At 37.8% G+C, this 19,668-nt stretch carries 19 protein-coding genes and 2 pseudogenes; 13 read left to right on the forward strand and 8 right to left on the reverse strand.

All coding sequences use genetic code 11. The features are described 5' to 3' along the window. Window positions 1-3 precede the first annotated feature (3 nt). A pseudogene (locus EA365_06240) lies at window positions 4-196 on the forward strand (BrnT family toxin). Here EA365_06240 and EA365_06245 read toward each other — a convergent pair. From EA365_06245 to EA365_06260, 4 genes are all read right to left on the reverse strand, one after another. After that, the gene (locus EA365_06245; protein TVQ46128.1) at window positions 193-621 is read right to left on the reverse strand and encodes a DUF29 family protein; all 429 of its coding nucleotides are present in this window, start codon (window positions 619-621) and stop codon (window positions 193-195) included. The pseudogene EA365_06240 and the gene EA365_06245 sit on opposite strands and share 4 nt — an antisense overlap. A gap of 16 nt (window positions 622-637) precedes the next feature. After that, window positions 638-1,867 carry a DUF445 family protein gene (locus tag EA365_06250; GenBank protein TVQ46083.1) on the reverse strand — a complete coding sequence of 410 codons (1,230 nt, stop codon included), beginning with the start codon at window positions 1,865-1,867 and terminating at the stop codon, window positions 638-640. A 179-nt stretch (window positions 1,868-2,046) separates the two neighbouring features. Then, window positions 2,047-3,957 carry a molecular chaperone DnaK gene (gene dnaK / locus EA365_06255; protein ID TVQ46084.1) on the reverse strand — a complete coding sequence of 637 codons (1,911 nt, stop codon included), beginning with the start codon at window positions 3,955-3,957 and terminating at the stop codon, window positions 2,047-2,049. A 91-nt stretch (window positions 3,958-4,048) separates the two neighbouring features. Further along, window positions 4,049-5,275, reverse strand: a complete 1,227-nt coding sequence (locus EA365_06260) for a methionine gamma-lyase family protein (GenBank protein TVQ46085.1) — start codon at window positions 5,273-5,275, stop codon at window positions 4,049-4,051. Between the two features lie 8 nt (window positions 5,276-5,283). Between EA365_06260 and EA365_06265 the strand changes: the two genes are divergently transcribed. After that, a complete protein-coding gene (locus EA365_06265; GenBank protein TVQ46086.1) occupies window positions 5,284-6,099 on the forward strand; it encodes an acyl-CoA desaturase in 816 nt (271 codons plus the stop codon). A 124-nt stretch (window positions 6,100-6,223) separates the two neighbouring features. Next, entirely contained in the window at window positions 6,224-7,054 is an 831-nt protein-coding gene (locus EA365_06270; protein ID TVQ46087.1) for an acyl-CoA desaturase, read from the forward strand. Window positions 7,055-7,101: 47 nt separating this feature from the next. Here EA365_06270 and EA365_06275 read toward each other — a convergent pair whose 3' ends face one another. Together EA365_06275 and EA365_06280 are read right to left on the reverse strand one after the other, a co-directional pair. Further along, entirely contained in the window at window positions 7,102-8,016 is a 915-nt protein-coding gene (locus tag EA365_06275; protein ID TVQ46088.1) for a LysR family transcriptional regulator, read from the reverse strand. A 67-nt stretch (window positions 8,017-8,083) separates the two neighbouring features. Beyond that, entirely contained in the window at window positions 8,084-8,773 is a 690-nt protein-coding gene (locus EA365_06280) for a glycosyltransferase (protein TVQ46089.1), read from the reverse strand. A gap of 514 nt (window positions 8,774-9,287) precedes the next feature. Here EA365_06280 and EA365_06285 point away from each other — a divergent pair. Then, window positions 9,288-9,751: pseudogene (locus tag EA365_06285) on the forward strand (transposase). Between the two features lie 94 nt (window positions 9,752-9,845). Here the strand turns inward: EA365_06285 and EA365_06290 are convergent. Next, the gene (locus EA365_06290) at window positions 9,846-10,997 is read right to left on the reverse strand and encodes a restriction endonuclease (protein ID TVQ46090.1); all 1,152 of its coding nucleotides are present in this window, start codon (window positions 10,995-10,997) and stop codon (window positions 9,846-9,848) included. A 144-nt stretch (window positions 10,998-11,141) separates the two neighbouring features. Here EA365_06290 and zds point away from each other — a divergent pair, with 144 nt between their 5' ends. Next, a complete protein-coding gene (gene zds / locus EA365_06295; protein ID TVQ46091.1) occupies window positions 11,142-12,587 on the forward strand; it encodes a 9,9'-di-cis-zeta-carotene desaturase in 1,446 nt (481 codons plus the stop codon). 1 nt (window position 12,588) lies between these two features. Beyond that, the gene (locus EA365_06300) at window positions 12,589-13,029 is read left to right on the forward strand and encodes a hypothetical protein (GenBank protein ID TVQ46092.1); all 441 of its coding nucleotides are present in this window, start codon (window positions 12,589-12,591) and stop codon (window positions 13,027-13,029) included. Here the strand turns inward: EA365_06300 and EA365_06305 are convergent. After that, entirely contained in the window at window positions 13,013-14,614 is a 1,602-nt protein-coding gene (locus tag EA365_06305; protein TVQ46093.1) for a hypothetical protein, read from the reverse strand. The two genes, EA365_06300 and EA365_06305, sit on opposite strands and share 17 nt — an antisense overlap. A 42-nt stretch (window positions 14,615-14,656) precedes the next feature. Between EA365_06305 and EA365_06310 the strand changes: the two genes are divergently transcribed. The 7 genes from EA365_06310 to EA365_06340 all read left to right on the forward strand — a co-directional run bounded on the left by EA365_06310 (window position 14,657) and on the right by EA365_06340 (window position 19,648). Further along, window positions 14,657-15,871, forward strand: a complete 1,215-nt coding sequence (locus tag EA365_06310; protein TVQ46094.1) for a succinate--CoA ligase subunit beta — start codon at window positions 14,657-14,659, stop codon at window positions 15,869-15,871. Beyond that, the gene (locus EA365_06315) at window positions 15,828-16,715 is read left to right on the forward strand and encodes a CoA-binding protein (protein TVQ46095.1); all 888 of its coding nucleotides are present in this window, start codon (window positions 15,828-15,830) and stop codon (window positions 16,713-16,715) included. Before EA365_06310 ends, EA365_06315 begins: the two co-directional genes overlap by 44 nt. Beyond that, window positions 16,697-17,371, forward strand: coding sequence for an ATP-dependent Zn protease (locus EA365_06320; protein ID TVQ46096.1), 675 nt, complete (start codon window positions 16,697-16,699; stop codon window positions 17,369-17,371). Before EA365_06315 ends, EA365_06320 begins: the two co-directional genes overlap by 19 nt. 319 nt (window positions 17,372-17,690) lie before the next feature. Next, window positions 17,691-18,365 carry a signal transduction histidine kinase (STHK), LytS gene (locus EA365_06325; GenBank protein ID TVQ46097.1) on the forward strand — a complete coding sequence of 225 codons (675 nt, stop codon included), beginning with the start codon at window positions 17,691-17,693 and terminating at the stop codon, window positions 18,363-18,365. 76 nt (window positions 18,366-18,441) lie between these two features. Next, complete coding sequence (locus tag EA365_06330; protein TVQ46129.1) at window positions 18,442-18,885, forward strand: BON domain-containing protein; 444 nt, start codon at window positions 18,442-18,444, stop codon at window positions 18,883-18,885. A 57-nt stretch (window positions 18,886-18,942) separates the two neighbouring features. Next, a complete protein-coding gene (locus tag EA365_06335; protein TVQ46098.1) occupies window positions 18,943-19,407 on the forward strand; it encodes a CsbD family protein in 465 nt (154 codons plus the stop codon). Between the two features lie 85 nt (window positions 19,408-19,492). Next, window positions 19,493-19,648 carry a lmo0937 family membrane protein gene (locus EA365_06340; protein TVQ46130.1) on the forward strand — a complete coding sequence of 52 codons (156 nt, stop codon included), beginning with the start codon at window positions 19,493-19,495 and terminating at the stop codon, window positions 19,646-19,648. The last annotated feature ends 20 nt before the right edge of the window (window positions 19,649-19,668 follow it).

A 19,668-nucleotide genomic window follows, 5' to 3' on the forward strand; every position in this document is an offset into this window, starting at 1 on the left:
CCTATGGATTATGAATAGGACACAAATAAGGCACCCCAAGAATCTTGCCAAACACGGTATTTCATTTGAGGAAGCTAAAAGTGTTTTTGATGATCCTTTATATATTGACTTCTACGATCGAGATCATTATGCAGATGCAGTTAATGAAGCATTAAGATTCTTGGTTCGGGTAACCAGTGATAATCAAGTAGATTAATTAATCTTTTTCAATAAAACCAAAGCTTGATTAATTAACTCTTGGTGATTAACTTTTTGTTCAATTTCTTCTGGTAAATAACTTCCTTCTGCTACTTCTAAAGATGCTAAATCTAATGCATTTAGATAAGCTTCTTCTAGGGTTTCGTGTAACTCTTGATCATTAAGATAATATCCTCCTGCTTTTTTACGTTTATTTTTACGTTGAATTTCTCGAACTGAATTACGGATAGATACATCCCAAGAACGAGTAGTACGATTTTCGGCTTGTTGTTTAATTAAATGTAATAATAAAATAACTGCATAACTCCGAATTGTACTAATGATAGCACTTTTACTCATTTCTTCTAGTTCGCTAACAATTACTAATGAACCTTTTAAATCTCCTTTGAGTAGCAATTCTTTTAATTCTAATATTTCTTCCATAATAGCTAAAATCTCGTTAACTAAAAATAAAAAAGACAGACTGTAATAAACCAATTATAAAACCTAAAATACCTCCTAAATTAACGATCGCCTGTAACTCATTTTTAACTATTCCTTGCACCGCTAATTCTAAATCAGCAGCCGAAGTAGATTTAACGCGATCGATAATGACTTGATCTATGGCTAAAATGGGGATAGCTTGAGCTACTATTTTCTCTAAATCTTCTTCGAGATATCTTTCTAAAATTAAAGCCAATTCTTGACTAATTAATTCTAAAGAACTATTAACCGCAGAAGATGCTTGCAATCGATTGATAATAATTACCGCGACACCATCCCAATCAATGGATTGACCAAATCCTTGGATAAATTGTGAACCTTTGTCTTGTAGATAACTCTGTACAGTTTGTCTAATGGTGGTGCGTAATTGTCTGACTGTAGCTACGGGTAAATTTTGTAGAGATAAAGTTTTAAACCACAATCGCAAATGATTGCGTACTTCTAAAGATAATAACAACTCTTGTAAACGAGTATTGGCTACTTCTTTTTCATCTAAACAAAAACTACGCAAACGAGTTAAAGCATTACGTACACCAAATAAATTAGCAACCACCCAATAAGTTCCACTGGTTTTCTCTCTAAACCCATCATCAATGACTTGGATATTGCGATCGCTCAAAAATTCGATTAAAACTTGACGCAGAGTTTCTGGAGGGATGACCACGTCTAATAACCATTCTGTAAGTTGTTTGGCTTGTAGATCGGTTAATTGAAATTCTAATAAAATCTGGTCAAAAATTTGATTAATTTGAGTTTCTAAAAAATCCTCTCGACGAGATAAAGCCTTTAACACACGTGGTAAAGACTCACTAAACAAATCCCGTAGAATTTCAGCTAATATTTTGGCTGTTTTTTGTTCTTTATCGTTACGAACTTGTTTGATTGCTGATTGTAGTAACCAGAGAATCGCTCCTTGGACTCGTTCAGTTTGTAACAAACGTCGTGCTAAGTTTTGTAGCTCTGTTGGTGTTAACAAAGACCCCATAATGGTATCAGACACGCGTTTAGCAAGGCGTTCCTGATTACGAGGGATTAATCCTGGAGTAAATGGTAACCTCTTCTTGCCCAAATAAAGAGCCTTGTAGGGACGAAACAACATTTTAATGGCTAAATCATTGGTAAAATAGCCAATTATCGCTCCTGCAAGTGGAGGAATTACCAATCTTGATATCTCAATTAATTCCAATTTGATTAAATCACCTATCTAATCAACACTCATCTAGCAAAGTCGCGCGCTAGATGATAGTAGTTTTTCTCTACTTCTTTTATTTTATCAGATCGAGTAAGGTAAATTCGACAGAATAGGGTGCTCTTAAGAAGCACCCCTACATTTGGTTAAGTGAAAAGTAATGACCCTGATGAGTATTACTCTTTAGTTTCAGAGAACTCAGCATCGATGACATCATCTCCACCTGTAGCGCCACCTGCAGAATCGCTAGTACTGTCAGTATATGCGCCAGGGTTAGCATCTCCTGCTTGTTGATAGATATTACTACCAATAGTGTAGAGAGTTTGCTGTAATTCAGGCATTAAAGTTGCGATACGTTGATCATCATCTTTAGCGAGAGCATCTTTGAGATCGCTAATCAAGGATTCAGCTTTACTCTTATCGTTAGCGGGTACTTTATCACCGAGTTCTTCTAGTTGTTTTTCGGCTTGATAAACGCTAGCTTCGGCTTGGTTTTTGCGTTCGATTTTCTCGCGACGTTCTTTATCAGCACTTGCATTAGCTTCAGCTTCTCTGACCATGCGATCTACTTCTTCATTAGGTAGGGTAGAAGCACCGGTGATGCTGATAGATTGTTCTTTACCTGTTCCCTTGTCTTTAGCAGTAACGTTAAGAATACCATTAGCATCGATATCAAAAGTTACCTCAATTTGGGGGATACCACGAGGTGCAGGAGGAATACCATCGAGACGGAAAGTTCCTAGACTCTTGTTGTCTTGAGCCATAGAGCGCTCACCTTGTAGTACTTTAATTTCTACGTTGGTTTGACCGTCAGCTGCGGTAGAGAAGACTTCCGATTTTTTAGTAGGAATGGTAGTGTTGCGAGTAATAATTGGAGTCATGACACCACCGTAGGTTTCTACACCTAGAGATAGGGGGGTAACGTCGAGCAGAAGAATATCTTTAACTTCTCCTGAGAGTACTCCGGCTTGTACTGCTGCACCTACTGCAACTACTTCATCAGGGTTAACGGTTTGATTGGGGTCTTTTTTGAGGATACGTTTGACTAGTTCTTGAATCGCGGGAATACGAGTAGATCCACCTACTAAGACGACTTCATCGATTTGGTTGAGATCGATTTTGGCGTCACGAATAGCGTTTTCTACGGGTAAACGACAGCGATCGATTAAATCTGCGCAAAGTTCCTCAAATTTAGCCCGAGTTAAGCTTAAATCTACGTGTTTTGGACCTTCAGGAGTTGCGGTAATGAAGGGGAGGTTAATTTCTGATTGAGTAACGCTAGAAAGTTCGATTTTAGCTTTTTCGGCTGCTTCGGTGAGACGTTGTAAAGCTTGTTTGTCTTTACGTAAGTCGATACCTTCTTTAGCTTTGAAGTCGTTAGCGAGATAGTCAACGATTTTTTTATCGAAGTCATCTCCACCTAAGTGAGTATCTCCAGAGGTAGCTAACACCTCGAATACTCCATCACCTACTTCCAAGATAGATACGTCAAAAGTACCACCCCCTAGGTCAAAGACTAGGATAGTTTCGTTACTTTTTTTGTCTAAGCCATAAGCTAGAGAAGCTGCGGTGGGTTCGTTGATGATTCTGAGTACTTCGATACCTGCGATTTTACCTGCGTCTTTGGTTGCTTGACGTTGAGAGTCGTTGAAATAAGCGGGAACGGTAATTACTGCTTGGGTAACGGTTTCACCGAGGTATTTACTAGCGTCTTCTACGAGTTTACGTAAAACTTGTGCTGAGATTTCTTCTGGTGCAAATTGTCTGCTTTTAGCTGGACAATCTATTTTAACATTACCATTATTATCTCGTAATACTTTATATGATACTTCGGTGGCTTCGTTGGTTACTTCGTCGTATTTACGTCCAATAAAGCGTTTAACTGAATAAAAGGTATTCCCAGGGTTCATTACTGCTTGACGCTTGGCGATTTGACCTACTAGTAAGTCGTCGTTTTTAGCGTAAGCTACTACTGAAGGGGTGGTACGAAAACCTTCAGCGTTAGCAATAACGGTGGGTTTACCTCCCTCCATTACCGCTACACAAGAGTTGGTTGTTCCTAAATCTATACCTACAACTTTTCCCATAGAATTTTTACTCCTAATTTTATTTTTTTGCTTATATATCTATAGTGCAGGGGACTGGATTTTGTTGGTAGTGTAGTTTTCCGAACCTTATTTAGTGCGGTAGGATTTCTAAGACTGCTTCTAGGGCGATCGCTATATGAGTCCAATGAGTTCCACCTTGACAAAAGGCTATATAGGGTTCTCTTAATGGTCCGTCTGCTGATAATTCAGAGGTACTCCCATCGATAAATGTTCCACCCGCCATGACTAATTCACTTTCATAACCTGGCATAGAGGCTGGTATGGGTTCTAAATATGACCCTATGGGAGAATTATTCTGTATAGCTCGACAAAAGGCGATTAATTTGGCTGCTGAACCGAATTTAATAGCTTGGATGATATCTTGACGCTTGACTAGGGGAAGGGGATTGACGGGGTAACCTAATTCTGAGAAGACGTAGGCGATGAGATGAGTTCCTTTGATGGCTTCTCCTACCATTTGGGGGGCGAGAAATAAGCCTTGGAATAGTAAACGATTTTGGTCAAAGGTTGCTCCTCCGTGACTACCGATTCCTGGGGCGGTTAATCTACAGGCTGCGGCTTCTACTAGTTCTGCTTTTCCTGCTAAGTATCCTCCTGCTGTAACTATTGTTCCTCCTGGGTTTTTAATCAGTGAACCTGCGATGAGATCTGCTCCTACTTCTGTGGGTTCTTGTAATTCTATAAATTCGCCATAACAGTTATCTACAAAACAAATGGTTTCGGGGTTTTGTTGTTTGATTAGGCTTACTATTTGGGCTATTTGCGCAATAGATAGGCTTTCTCGCCAACTGTAGCCACAGGATCTTTGGATTAGGGCTACTTTGGTCTCTGGTTTGATTCCTTGGCTTAAGGCTTGCCAATCGATGCTTCCTTGGGATGTTAATTCTATTTCTCGGTATTTAATGCCAAACTCTTGCAGTGATCCTTGTTTTGTTCCTCTTTTGCCGATGACTTCTTCGAGGGTGTCGTAGGGCGCACCCATTACTGCTACTAGTTCGTCTCCAGGACGTAGTAAACCGTATAAGGCACAGGCGATCGCATGAGTTCCTGATACTAATTGTACTCTCACTAATGCTGCTTGAGTTCCCATGATTTGGGCGAATAAGTGATCTAGGGTTTCTCTGCCTAAATCGTTATGTCCATAACCGCTGACGCTGCTAAAATGGTGTACTCCTACTCTATGTTCTTTAAATGCTTTTAAAACTTTTTTGAGATTTTCCTTGACCTGAGCGTCGATTTCAGTAAAGATTGATGATAGCTTTGTTTCTGCTTCTCTTAGTAATTTCTTGTTATTCATTTTACTTTATGACTATTAGTTCATCTCAACAAAAATCATTAGATTGGCCCGTGATTGGGTATATGTTCAGTATCCACGCGATCGCTCTTTTGGGTTTTTTACCACAGTTTTTTCGCCTCGATGCTGTAGTATTATTGGTGTTTATGCACTGGGTCACAGGAGGATTGGGGGTTACTCTGGGTTTCCATCGTTTGGTTGCTCATCGTAGTTTTACTACCCCGAAAATAGTAGAGTACTTTTTGGTTTTTTGCGGGACTTTAGCTTGTCAGGGAGGACCAATCCAATGGGTGGGTTTACATCGGTTACATCATAAACACTCTGATACTCCTTTAGATCCTCATGATTCTCATCAGGGTTTCTGGTGGAGTCATTTCGGCTGGATGATTCACGAAATACCTGCAGATCAAGATGTACCTCGTTGTACTCAAGATATCAGTAGCGATCGCTTTTATCAATTTTGTCAAAAATATTTTATCCCTATTCAAGTTGTCCTCGGTTTAATATTTTACGCTCTAGGGGGATGGTCTTGGGTAATTTGGGGAATTTTTGTACGGTTAGTACTAGTCTTTCACTGTACCTGGTTTGTTAATAGTGCTACTCATAAGTTTGGCTATCGTAGTCATGAGTCGGGAGACGATTCTCGTAACTGTTGGTGGGTAGCTTTACTCACCTATGGGGAAGGTTGGCATAATAATCATCATGCTTTCCAATACTCAGCCCGTCATGGTTTACAGTGGTGGGAAGTTGACCTAACTTGGCTCACTATTCGGTTATTAGCACTTTTTGGTTTAGCAAATAATATTAAACTACCAGTTAGGGAATGAAATCCTAAATTTTTTGGAAATTTCCTTGACCTCTGTCTCAAATTCAGACAAAATCATCAATAGTGCTTTTTAAAACTTTTTGTCTTTAAAATGTACCTTTAGCCTTCTCTATCATATTGTTTACATGACGACTGCGACATCAAATCAAGACCGTTTGCCTCTAGATTGGGGTACAATTATCTATATGGCTCTAATCCATGGTGTAGCCATGTTAGCTTTTTTGCCAAAATTTTTTAGTTGGCAAGCAGTAGGCTTAATGCTATTATTCCATTGGATTACAGCAGCTTTAGGTATAACCCTAGGCTATCACCGTTTAGTTGCCCATAGAAGTTTTGAAACTCCTAAAATACTCGAGTATTTCTTTGTTTTGTGTGGAACTTTAGCTTGTCAAGGAGGTCCTATTCATTGGGTTGGGTTACATCGTATTCACCATAAATACTCTGATACCCCTTTAGATCCTCATGATTCAAATAAGGGCTTTTGGTGGAGTCATCTAGGTTGGATGTTCCATAGGATACCTGCTGACAAAGACATTGCGCGCTATACCAAAGATATCAATAGCGATCCTTTTTATAAGTTTTGCCAAAACTTCTTTATTCCCATTCAAGTTGTTTTAGGATTAGTTTTATATTATCTGGGTGGTTGGTCATTCGTAATTTGGGTGATTTTTGTCCGCTTAGTATTAGTTTTCCATTGCACCTGGTTTGTTAATAGTGCTACTCATAAATTTGGCTATCGTAGTCATGACTCTGGAGACGATTCTCGTAACTGTTGGTGGGTAGCTGTATTAACCTATGGTGAAGGTTGGCACAATAATCATCACGCTTATCAATACTCAGCCCGTCATGGTTTAAAATGGTGGGAAGTAGATTTAACCTGGATGACTATTCAGTTATTAGCTTTCTTCAGATTAGCTAAAAATATTAAGTTACCAGAGTTAAAAGCTGCTGATTAATTAATCAGACTCAGAAAACCTCTATCTTGTCATAAGATAGGGGTTTTTTAGTGTTTTTTTAAAAATTGCTGTACGAGTTGATAAAAATGAGCAATGGGGGGAATAGCGAGGCGATCGCTGGTAGTTACTACTACTACCTCTCGGGTTAAGTCTGAAGGGGAAATATTCCCAGATAAAGCAATTTTTTTAATAGTTAAACTAGGATCTTTTTCTGTTTCAATCAAAGCAGATTTAGGTAACAAAGCGATAACATTTCCCTGTCTCACAACTCCTCGAAAAGCGTCAAGGGTATTTAATTCCATCATAATTTTAATTGGCTTTTGTAAGCGATCAAAGCAATTTTGAATTAATCTCTGCATTCCATAACCATCTTTAAAAACTACTTGAGGATAATTAACTAATTCAGCTAGGGGAATTTCTAGTAACTGACTTAAGGGATGATTAGCCGACATTAAAACCACTATTTCTTCTCGATAGAGTACGTCTATTGCCATTTCGACGCTATTAGTTAAAAAGGGATTATTCATAACTATAGCTAAATCCACTAAACCATCTTTAAGGACTTTTAAAGCGCGATCGCTGCCTAATGCTGTTACTCTTAGTTGTATATTGGGATATTCCAAACAAAACTTTTGTAAGATAGGGGGTAAATGGTGAGCACAAACAGAGTGAATCGCTGCGATACAAAGTTCTGGTTGTTTTCCCAATCTTAGTTCGTTAAACTTGTCTTGTACAGTTTCCCATTCTTTACAAATTTTGCGCGCGTGGGGTAATAATTGTTCTCCCCCAATGGTTAATTTAGCTACAGAACTTCTGTGAAATAATGGTAAGCCTAAATCTTGCTCTAAGGCTTGTATTTGACGACTAATGGTTGATTGGGTTAAATGACATTGTTTTGCTGCTAAACCAAAATTACCCGTTTCTACAATCGCTAAAAAAGCTTGTAATTGCTCGATGCGCATTCAGCTGTAATTTACACTTTATTTTCAATGGTTTATTGAAGATAGCTGATTTTTGGGAAAATTTTAGTTATAATTTATACTTAATCTGGCGATAAAATGTGGCTAATTTTTCGGGTTTAACTCCTGCAAAATAACCGAGAATAACTAGTTGATTAATAAGGGTTGTTGGGAAGATGCCTAATTTTTGCCAACGACGTCCTGAAGTAATTACAGTTGAGGGAAGAATGGCAATTTTTCCCTTTTTACGTAAATTTAAGATAAATTGAAAGTCTTCCATAATCGGTAAATCGGGAAATCCTCCCATGGTTTGAAAAGTTGATTTCCTCAGAAAAATACCTTGATCTCCATAGGGAAGAGAGAGATAACGCGATCGCCAGTTAACTATTTTAGCTACCCAAGGTAATAATTTTTTTGTCCCTGAGATAGCTAAACTAAAAGCACCCCCAATAATGCTAGTATCCCTCATAATTGCTCTAATCTCGTTAGCGTAGTCAGGAGGTAAGAGAGTATCCCCATGTAAAAATAATAAGATCTCTCCAGTAGCGATCGCTGCTCCTGCATTCATTTGTTTAGCTCTTCCTGGTTGATTACATTCAATTACTTTGACTTGATGAGAAAGAGCGATCGCCAGAGTATCATCACTACTCCCCCCATCAACTACAATTATTTCTAAATTGTCTCCCTCGATGAGGGTAGCTAAAGTCTGGGTTAGATTAGCTGCTTCATTGAAAACAGGGATAATAACGGTTATTACCATGAATGGAAACTTTTTTTAAGTTGATCTAAGGGATCTCTATCAGGGTGGAATTGACGGTAATATTGTTTTAACTCAAACAGCTTTAAATCCTGTTATCGGTGGAGAACTAATTCTGACTAATGGTGAGGTATCTATAGCTGAAGGTCAAGAACAAGAACAAGCACCTTCAGTTTTAGCAGAAAGTTTATTAGGTTCTACCGAAGAAGTTAAGTCACCCTTTAAGATTGGCTTAGCTGATTTTAATGTCCAACTAGATAATATTAGTTTAACTCAGTTTTCTTTGTATATATTTACTTTTGGAGGAGATTTAACGGATTTTCCGTATCGATGGTGATAAGCTTTCACAAGAACAGTTATAAGCACTCTTGCAATCTTGCCATAGGCAAAAGTGAAGAAAGTGTAACTTTAAAGACAATTTACCCCATAATTAGGTAGAATAACCAGGCTTTGTCAACATTTAGACAAACTGATGAGTAAAATAGCCAAATCAAAATCATCCAGACAACGTCAAAAAATGCGCTCTTCCGCAGCAAGATTAAGAACTAAAATCAGAAACCTAGTAGATGAATGTCACAAGCAAGCTGCTAACTGGTTAAGCAAAAACTACCAGATTATCTTATTGCCCCAATTTGAAACCTCCCAAATGACAAATAAAACCAAGCGGAAAATAAACACTAAAACCGCTAGAAATATGTTGACGTGGGCACATTACCGATTCAAGCAAACCTTAAAAAATAAAGCTGAGTTAAGTGGCTGTCAAGTAATAGATACGACAGAAGAATTTACCAGCAAAACGTGCACAATAAACTAGGCGGAAGTAAAGTCTTTAAATGTCCTCAATGCGGACACACGCTTTTAAGAGACTTTAACGGTGCTTTGGGTATATTGCTCAAAGCTTTGAGGGATACCTCCACCATCATTAAACCCGATGGCGCTCTTGTGGTACAGTGCGATGATATATCGTTTTATACCGCATAAATGTATCAGAACCGCGTCAACCGTCTTTAAAGCAGTTCAGTTAACGCACTTAATTGTTTTAAAGAATCACCCTCAGAGCAGGATGGGGAGGATGTCAAACCACTTCAGACTCTTCTGGTTGTGCAGTATAATTATATTTAGTTAAAAATTGAACTCTTGCTTTTAAGAATTCAGCAACTCCATAAATTTGGTCTAAATTCTCTAATAAAGTCTTTACTCTTTTTTTGGAGTCATTATTATCAGGAATTTCTAGGGATTTTTTACCACTTTCTTCACTAAAACGCAAACGACAAATAGTCTGTCGTACCTTTCCATCAAGATTTATCCCAAAATACTTTTGTGTGTTTTTATATTGAATTCTTGAGGTATCTACTTGTTCTCGTAAGATTGACTTAATCAGATAAAAAGCTTGTAATTCTTCTTCTGTAGTGACTCTTTCACTTGTTTCCTGACTTGAATCATTAGCAGTAGTGTTACTATCTTGAACATTAACATCTATTGCAGTTGCTAAATTTGTATCTAGAGTATTTTCCGAATTAATGACAGTTTCTAACTTTTCTTTGATTTTCTCATTTATATATTCACGTAAGGATTTTTTAGTGATTTCCGTAAATCTTTCTATAACTGAAGCTGTTTTAGTTCCAGAATAAATTTCACTAATTAATAATTTAACTAAATCAGGAGAAGGATTTGATAGTTGTTCAGCTATAACTCTTTTAACCTCTCTAGTATAAAGGAGATTACGAGCTACATCTTCTAGTTCATTAATATTAAACTGACTTTTGGTAAATCTTTTTAGCTCATTAACTGAATTTTCATCAAAATTTAAAATATCAAACTCAAAAAAAGGCTTATCATCCATCACATTATTTTTATCAGTATCAGTATAAAACCGATAAATAATTCCATTGGTTAAAATGGCAAGCCTAGCTTCGGTAGCGTGAAAATATCTATGCAATTGAGAACTATGTTTAGCATTAGTGAGATTTTCTGTGCAAGTTTTACACTCGATTAAAACAATCGGACGATTATCTACACAAATCGCATAATCTACCTTTTCACCTTTTAAACCAGGTAAATCAGCGGTATATTCTGGGTGTACTTCTAAAGGGTTAAAAACATCATATCCTAGAGCTTGGAGAAAAGGCATAATAAATGCTGTTTTTGTGGCTTCTTCGTTCCGAATCTGGTCTTTTAACTTTTTAACTTGTTCAGCAATAACTTTAGCTCTATCGATAAGATCCATATACTTAGATTCCACTTATTACAATGTATTAATCCAATAATTCCCTATAACTATAGATTAATTGACAATTTCCAGGATTAATTTACAAAACTTAACAAAATATTTGTTAAAATAAGTTCACAAAACAAAGAAGGTAAAGATGGGATGCGTGTTGCGATCGTAGGAGCAGGATTAGCAGGATTATCAGCCGCGGTTGATTTAGCCGATGCGGGGGTAGAAGTAGAAATCTTTGAATCTCGACCTTTTGTAGGTGGTAAAGTAGGTAGTTGGGTAGATACCGAAGGCAATCACATAGAAATGGGGTTACACGTTTTCTTTGGTTGTTACTATGAGTTATTTGACCTGATGAAGAAGGTGGGGGCTTGGGATAACCTACGTCTCAAAGAGCATACCCACACATTTATTAACGAAGGAGGGAGAGTAGGAGAATTAGACTTTCGTTTTATTACGGGTGCGCCATTTAATGGCTTAAAGGCTTTTTTTACCACCTCACAACTATCCACTATTGATAAATTACGCAATTCTTTAGCTTTAGGTACTAGTCCAATTGTCAGAGGATTAGTGGATTTTGAAGGGGCGATGAAAACGATTAGGGGTTTAGACGGGATTAGTTTTGCCGATTGGTTTAGAAAACAGGGAGGCAATAATAGTAGTTTACAACGGATGTGGAATCCCATCGCCTATGCTTTAGGATTCATTGATACAGAGAATATCTCAGCCCGTTGTATGCTGACTATTTTTCAGTTTTTTGCCGCTAAAACCGAAGCCTCGGTATTAAGGATGTTAGAAGGATCTCCCCATACCTATTTACACGAACCAATTATTAATTATCTCCAAGCAAGGGGGACAAAAATTAACACCAGAAGACGTGTCAAAGAGATTTTATATACAGGGGAAGGGAAAGAAACTAAGGTAACAGGAATATTAATCTCTCAAGGAGAGACGGTAGAGGAGATTAAAGCAGACAATTATTTATGTGCTTGTGATGTTCCCGGGATACAGAGATTAATTCCCGAGTCTTGGCGACAATGGCAAGAATTTGAGAAGATTTATCGCTTAGATACAGTACCTGTAGCCACGGTACAATTACGCTTTGATGGTTGGGTAACGGAGTTAGAAGATGAACAAAAGCGTAAATCCTTGCAGGAAGCAGCAGGGCTGGATAATTTATTATATACCGCCGATGCTGACTTTTCCTGTTTTGCGGATTTAGCCTTAACTAGTCCTGGGAATTATTATCGCCAAGGAGAGGGTTCACTGTTACAATTAGTTTTAACACCAGGAGATCCTTTTATCAAGGAGAGTAACGAAGCGATCGCCAATCACGTCTTAAAACAGGTACAGAAACTATTTCCTTCAGCCCGGGAATTAAACATGACCTGGTATAGTGTAGTAAAATTAGCTCAATCCCTATATAGAGAAGCCCCAGGTATGGACGTTTATCGCCCTAGTCAAACTACACCTATTAGTAACTTCTTTTTAGCGGGGAGTTATACTCAACAAGATTATATAGACAGCATGGAGGGTGCAACATTATCGGGGCGTCAAGCAGCCAGAGCAATTTTAGCACACAAAGATACACCGAGGTAATATGAAAGGTTGGTTAGAGCATAGCGTACAAGTAGAAGTAGATGTTCCCATTGATTTAGTCTGGGGGTTATGGTCTGATTTAGAACAAATGCCACGTTGGATGAAATGGATTGACTCTGTAGAGATTTTAGCAGACAATCCCGATTTATCCCGTTGGCAATTAGCCAGTGGTAACTTTAAGTTTACTTGGTTATCGCGGATTTTAAAAACAGTACCCAATCAGATTATCCAGTGGGAGTCGGTGGATGGTTTACCCAACCGTGGTGCGGTGCGTTTTTACGATCGCCATAACAGTAGTGTAGTCAGATTAACCGTTGCTTATGATATTCCTGGTATTTTAGGTCAACTGATGGATAATCTATTTTTAGGGAAGATAGTAGAATCAACCTTACAAGCTGATTTAGAGCGTTTTAAAGATTATGCACTTAAGGTAGGTAAGTAACAATTAAAACCTGTTGAGCGTTATATATCTCTACTGGTAATCCCGTATTGCTACTAATACTTTGGAAAATTGCTTCTAACCCACTGAGATGTTGCCTTAACTCCATTTCTGCAGGTGCATTAGGTTGTACACTAGTAGCTAAAGCTACTTGCTGCAATTGCTCTTGATAGGTGGGGGTTAACTCCACCTTAATCACACCAGAATCAATCTGATAATTACAAATCCTGATATTAGCGCTGCAGATTTGTTCTAAATTAAGAGCTATAGCTTGTTGAGATTGTGCTTGTTGTAGAGATTGTTGATAATTACCCATCAGGATTTGAGCATCTGTAAATAGAGAACTTTCCCTGGGAATTTGATTAAGAATCTCTACAGCTTGGCGCCAATAACTTACAGAGGTTTGCCAATTTCTATTATCGAGGTTATTTTGAGCTAATTTAGCTTGTTCTTGAGCTTGTTGTAAAAATTGTGTAGCGATGGTTTCTTGTTGTACTCTATCGAGAGTTTGAGTTAAACGAGATTGATAGATAGTAGCTAATTGGTTAATTTCTGGTTCATGGGCTATTTTACTATCTTTAGGGATACTAGCTAATCTTTCTAAAGCTGTGCGCCAGGTTGCTGCGACTAATTGCCAGTTTTCCAGACTTTGAGCGACACTTTCTCTGACTTTAGCTATTTCTGCTGCTTCTTGAGCGGTTTTTAAGCTAGTAATTGCTTGTTTTTCGGCGTTAAATTCTGCTAATCTAGCTTGAGCTAACTCTGTAAGATTCCTGTCACTATAAATACTCTCTAACAGAGCGATCGCCCCATTCCAGAGAGACTCTATTTCTTGAGCTGTTTCTATATTCAGTGGTAATTGGGTTAGAGATAATGCTTCTGTTTTGATCGTATCAGCTTGAAGGAGATTTTCAATAGCTTGAGATTTTTGTTGATAATTTTGGCTTAAATGTTGAGCTTCGCGATGATGAGGAGAAACAGAGGGGATAGATTGCAGTAATTGTTGAGCGTTATTTAATTCTACCAATGCTTTAGATAAATCAGTAGGAGTAAAATCAATAATCAACTCAGCTTGTTTAGCTAAACGATTAGCTTGAGGAATTAAAGCACAACTATTGCTAAATAGACAGTGACGTTGACTTAAATAACCGAGGAAGATAGCTGTAACTACACCTACACCTCCTAGAGCAAATTTAGGCAATTTCGGGAATCGCCATGACTGGATTGACTGAGTAGATCTAGGTTGAGGAGAAGGAGTTGCAGGTAAAGCTTGAGGGGGTGGTGATGCAACTTTAACAGAAGGGGGTAATAAGTTAGTTTGATATTGGTCTTGAACTACTAAATAGAGTAAAATTTGATACTCAGATGAAACTACTAATTGAGCTAAATGTTCTTTAACCACACCAAAAAGCTTGCGAGGGTATGGCATCGCCGGCTGTTCATAGTGTAGCATAATCATGAGATTCTTTTCTCTGACCAAACAGGAGATTTTACGAGGAACAACCCCTACATTATGATGAGAGAGAGACTGTGTTAAGAATTGTTCGAGTTCAGACAAAGAGATTAAGCCGTTTCGAGTTTCTAACATTTGAGATTACTATATTAAATAGATAATAGGTTTTAAATTTTTATGGTTGATTTATTAGAGTATCAGGCGAAGGAGTTATTTAAACAGGTTGGTATTCCTACTTTACCTTCTCAGGTGATTGCTGAACCAAGAGAATTAAGACAATTAGAGATACCCTACCCTATTGTAGTTAAGTCTCAGGTTAGAGCCTCAGGTCGAGGTAAAGCAGGTGGGGTAAGGTTTGCACAGAATACCATAGACGCGATCGCCGCGGCTAGTATAATTTTCAATCTCCCGATTTTAGGTCAATTTCCTGAAGTTGTCTTAGCAGAAGCGAGATACAACGTGCAACAAGAGCTATTTTTAGGGATAGTTCTAGATTATCAACGCAATTGTCCTGTGCTACTAGGTTCTATTCAGGGAGGAGTAAACCTTGATATTCTCTTAGCTAATCTACAAGTTATCCCCTTAGAAGGGGACTTTTTCCCTTATCACGGGAGAAAACTCTGTCGTCAAATGGGGTTAACTGGTAATCTCATCGAAGAGGTGAGCGAAATTGTCACCAAGATGTACACTTTATTTATATCTAAAGACTTAGACTTAATCGAAATTAACCCCTTAGGAATTAGTCCCGAAGGTGAAGTAATGGCTCTCGATGGTAGAATTAGTGCTAATGATGCGGGTATCCAACGTCATCCTAAGCTTAAAGGGTTGATAGAGTCTGAGATTCAACCTCTGTTATGGTTACATTCTCAACCCAAAAGTGCCAAAATAGGAATTATCTGCAATAGTGTTGATTTAGGAATGGCGACTTTAGATTTAATCACCCCTTCAGAATTCAGCGTGGGTTGTTTAGTGATTAAAGATAATCTCGATGATTTAAAACAAGGATTAAAAGAATGGGAAAGTATCCCCGAGGTAGAGGTTATCTTAATTAACATTCTCAAAAATCAAGACTATAGTGAGTTAGTAGTCGGAGTAATCGCTGATTATTTACAATCTTTGTATATACCTAAAATTAAAAGCGATGAACGCTACGAAAGACCAACAGGAATAATCAACCGTCACAAAGTCCAGATTCAACCTCAAATAAAACCCCCAACCCTAGTGTTACGTTTATTGACTCAGGATTTTGAACCCTGGCAAAAGTTATTAACAGGATTACCTGTATACTGGTCAGAAGACTTAGAAAGTGCAGTAACACAAACTATTTCTTTAACACAAGGAGCTAAAGATGAATTGGCAGATCTCGGGTCAGATTTTAGTACAAGGACTTAAAGGAATAGAGGTAATCAGTTATATTACGCAAATGCTCGAACAAGGAGCAAAGATTGTCGCAGGAATTGACCCGAGTCAAGAACAAGATACAATCGAGGCAATACCAATTTTTGCTCTCGTAGAAGAAGCGATCGCCGAGGTGGGTGAGATTAGCACTAGTCTAATCTTTGTCCACCCCTACAAGGTATTAGACGCAGCAACAGAAGCGATCGTCTCTGGTATTAAACAACTAATCATCTTTTCCCAGGGAGTACCTCCTTTAGATATGATTCGCTTATTGCGCATAGCTAAAGAGCATGATACTTTAATTTTAGGTTCAGGTAGTGGAGGAATATTAATCCCTGGAGAATTATCTTTAGGAATTTGGTCAACTGAATTTTATCAACCAGGAAGGATAGGAATACTAACAGATAGTCCTAATTTAAGTTATGAAGTAGCATTAGCTTTACAAAAAGAAGGTTTAGGAGAGTCAATAGTTATTAGTATTGGTCAAGATGCTATCCTCGGGACTAATTTTGAATTTTGGTTAGAATTTCTGCATGAACATGAAAAAACCGAGGAGATCGCCCTAATTACCCGATGGGAAAGAATCGAATTAGAGCTAATTAACTATATCAAAAAAGAGTTAAATAAACCAGTAATTATTTATGGTTATGACTTACAGAAAAAAGGACATACCTATCTAAGCAATATTGTTAACATTATGGCTAACCAATTATTCTCAGGTTTAGCGATACAAGAGTTAGAAACCACAGTAAAAGATTTACTCACCGAATCAGATATTCTTTTAGTTAATAATCCTAGTCAAATTAGAGACCTATTGAAATGTCACAAAGCAGTTTAAATCTTATTGCTATTGGAGTATTTAGCCTCACCTTTTTAAGTCTAATTGCACCTATAATCAATCTCTCTCCTACTTTTCCCGCGAGCATTACCGCGTTATTATTAGGATTGGGTGTACTGGATACATTTGCTTGGAATAATCAAGGTTCAAATATTCTCCTCGATATTTTGGCTGACGAAGAACAAAAAAAACGAATTATTTATCATGAAGCGGGACATTTTTTAGTAGCTTATTACTTAGGAATTCCTGTTAAAGATTATACCCTAAACTCTTGGGATGCTTGGCGTCGTGGTTATTCAGGCAGAGGAGGGATAGTTTTTGATTTAGAAATGTTGAAGATCGAACAAGCCAAATTAGATAATTTTTGTACAGTTTGGTTAGGGGGAATAGCAGCAGAAAAATTTATTTATAAAAAAGCAGAGGGAGGAGTAACAGATAAGCAAAATGTGCTCATAGCTTTAAACTTAGCAGGTATTCCCACTTCACAACATCAACAGAAAATCAATTTAGCCTTAATTCGTGCTCAAGAGTTAATTAAACAACATCAAGAGTCTTATTATCTCCTAGTAGATGCTCTGAGTAAAAGTCTCTCTGTTACTGAATGTTATCAAATTTTGGAGCAATTTGACTCTCAAAAATTAGGTTTTAGGTTTTAGGTTTTAGGTGCTATTATTCCTATATATCATACTCAGAAGCGGCTCTTTCGGCATTCCGTGGTAGAGTGTAGCGTTCATTTTTAAAGAATTATTTAAATTACAGTTAATCTTCTTGAGTTTGTGACATTTTGTTTCGTATTCAATCAATTCAAACAATTTTAAGTTAATTCAATCACGAAATCAAACAACGTCAGATTAGAGTGAAAACGTGAGCAAATAATTGAGTTTAAAAAAAGGAGATAAATAAAAAAATGTATCGCATCATCCATTAAAGATAAAAAAATGAAGTCAAAAAATAAATGCGTTTTAGGAGAAAATAATGAGCAGATTAACACAAAGGGCTGTAGGTACATTTTCAGATCATAAAACCACCGATATCGCTTTACATGAATTAAAAGACCATGGTTTTTTCATGGAGCAAGTTTCAGTTATAGGGCTTGATATCTATCACTATCCCGAATTTACAGGAGCTAATACTAGCGATCGCTTAGTAAACACAGGTAACTTGGATACTGACGAAACCAGAGGTCCCTTCGTAGATGCAGGCAACTTGGATACTTACAAAACCAGAGAGCCCTCAGTCAACTTGGATACTGACGAAAATAAAGCCAAAGAGACTGCCAGAGATGGAGCGATCGCGGGTAGTACGATAGGCGGATTTGCCGGTTTATTGGTCGGTTTGGGCGCTCTTGCTATTCCCGGTGTCGGTCCTGTGATGTTAGCCGGTGCTGCAGCTACTGCGATCGCCACTGCTATTTCAGGAGGTGTGATTGGGGCAGCAGCTGGTAGCTTGACAGGAGGACTCGTGGGCTTAGGTATTCCCGAAGATCGCGCCAAAATATATGATGATCGCATTGCTAAGGGAGGTTATCTGGTCATAGTGGAAGGGTCAGAAGTAGATATCAAACTAGCTAAGTCAATTTTTGACAAACATGACATTCATGATTGGTATATCTATGATTTATCGAGCCAATCGGTTAGATCCATAGTGTAGAGAAAATCCAGAAATATTTTCATCCCAATAACAACTGTATTCAGTTAAGGATTACAAAATGAACAAAATTATCAGAATAAAACCTATTCTGCCCTTATTGTTTGGTGTTCTGCTCATAGGAACTGTCTCGGCTTGCACTGAGAGTAAAACAGCATTCGATGCCCCTACAACAGACAATAACGAGCAAGTTTCAACAACAGAAAATCTGCAATCTACTCAAGATGATGCCGAAAGTGCAACGCGCAGAAGTCAGCTAGATGCGGATATTCGAGCACGGGAGGAACGCAATGATATGGTAGGAGATTCCGAGGTTCGTAATGATGCAGATTTAGCCAGTGAAGTACGTAGCAAACTAGAGGCAAATATACCTCGTGGTAAGCTCACCGTCATTGCTAAAGACGCGGATATTACCGTATCGGGTGTAGTAGCCACACAGAATGAACTCGATAAAATTCAACCCTTAGCCATGGAAATCAAAGGCGTTAATAACGTTATGGTCGAAGCTGTCGTCAAACCATAAAAATCAACGTTATTTCATTCTAGGTTAATCTATCAAATTTTTGGAGCTTTTAAGATAATGTCAATTAAACAAATTCGTCGCTTTTTTGTAACCATAATTTTAACTATTATGCTGGCTATTACCATTGCTTTTGATTTTGGAACTACAGATAGTTGGGCTGCCAATTTACCCACACAACTCGCAACGAGTAATCGAGTCGAAGCCATGACCAAGAATGTTGAAGGCAAAGCTCAAGAAGCACTGGGAAATCTGACTGGTGATCCCAAAGATCAGATGATGGGAAAAATCAAACAGGTCCAAAGTGAGGAACTAAAAGCAGCAGAAGATCTTAAAGACAAAATGCAGTTAAAAGGTAGAGCTAAAGCTATTAGCAAAAACCTTGAAGGTAAAACTCAAGAAGCAATTGGTAACCTAACTAATAGTCCCAAAGATCAGGTGATAGGAAGAGGCAAACAAGTTGAAAGTCAAGGTAGAAATATCCTAGAAGACGTAAAAGATAAGGTTCAAGATGTTTTCAATTAAACATTGTTTGAATTGCATTTCAATTACTTGAGCAAAGGATATTTATTCAGGCAAACAATTATTTATTAACTAAATGGAGGGAATTATGTCTAATCTTGTTTGGACCGTTGCTGTTGTACTTATCATCTTTTGGTTGTTAGGATTCTCCATCAATATTGGTGGTAGCTTAATTCATTTACTTTTGGTTATAGCATTAATTGCCATTGTCTATAACTTAGTGACAGGGCGAACCCTTCGCTAATAACCTTTCTAAGACTTGAG

Source organism: Gloeocapsa sp. DLM2.Bin57, from assembly GCA_007693955.1.
In the GTDB taxonomy this organism is placed as follows: Bacteria; Cyanobacteriota; Cyanobacteriia; order Cyanobacteriales; family Gloeocapsaceae; genus Gloeocapsa.

Bases quoted from the DNA above. Each gene is read 5' to 3' on its own strand.
- EA365_06245 (TVQ46128.1), bottom strand. From the start codon at position 621: ATGGAAGAAATATTAGAATTAAAAGAATTGCTACTCAAAGGAGATTTA.
- EA365_06305 (TVQ46093.1), bottom strand. From the start codon at position 14,614: ATGTTAGAAACTCGAAACGGCTTAATCTCTTTGTCTGAACTCGAACAA.
- EA365_06320 (TVQ46096.1), top strand. From the start codon at position 16,697: ATGTCACAAAGCAGTTTAAATCTTATTGCTATTGGAGTATTTAGCCTC.
- EA365_06300 (TVQ46092.1), top strand. From the start codon at position 12,589: ATGAAAGGTTGGTTAGAGCATAGCGTACAAGTAGAAGTAGATGTTCCC.
- EA365_06325 (TVQ46097.1), top strand. From the start codon at position 17,691: ATGAGCAGATTAACACAAAGGGCTGTAGGTACATTTTCAGATCATAAA.
- EA365_06275 (TVQ46088.1), bottom strand. From the start codon at position 8,016: ATGCGCATCGAGCAATTACAAGCTTTTTTAGCGATTGTAGAAACGGGT.
- EA365_06290 (TVQ46090.1), bottom strand. From the start codon at position 10,997: ATGGATCTTATCGATAGAGCTAAAGTTATTGCTGAACAAGTTAAAAAG.
- dnaK (TVQ46084.1), bottom strand. From the start codon at position 3,957: ATGGGAAAAGTTGTAGGTATAGATTTAGGAACAACCAACTCTTGTGTA.
- EA365_06280 (TVQ46089.1), bottom strand. From the start codon at position 8,773: ATGGTAATAACCGTTATTATCCCTGTTTTCAATGAAGCAGCTAATCTA.
- EA365_06310 (TVQ46094.1), top strand. From the start codon at position 14,657: ATGGTTGATTTATTAGAGTATCAGGCGAAGGAGTTATTTAAACAGGTT.
- zds (TVQ46091.1), top strand. From the start codon at position 11,142: ATGCGTGTTGCGATCGTAGGAGCAGGATTAGCAGGATTATCAGCCGCG.
- EA365_06315 (TVQ46095.1), top strand. From the start codon at position 15,828: ATGAATTGGCAGATCTCGGGTCAGATTTTAGTACAAGGACTTAAAGGA.
- EA365_06260 (TVQ46085.1), bottom strand. From the start codon at position 5,275: ATGAATAACAAGAAATTACTAAGAGAAGCAGAAACAAAGCTATCATCA.
- EA365_06270 (TVQ46087.1), top strand. From the start codon at position 6,224: ATGACGACTGCGACATCAAATCAAGACCGTTTGCCTCTAGATTGGGGT.
- EA365_06340 (TVQ46130.1), top strand. From the start codon at position 19,493: ATGTCTAATCTTGTTTGGACCGTTGCTGTTGTACTTATCATCTTTTGG.
- EA365_06335 (TVQ46098.1), top strand. From the start codon at position 18,943: ATGTCAATTAAACAAATTCGTCGCTTTTTTGTAACCATAATTTTAACT.
- EA365_06265 (TVQ46086.1), top strand. From the start codon at position 5,284: ATGACTATTAGTTCATCTCAACAAAAATCATTAGATTGGCCCGTGATT.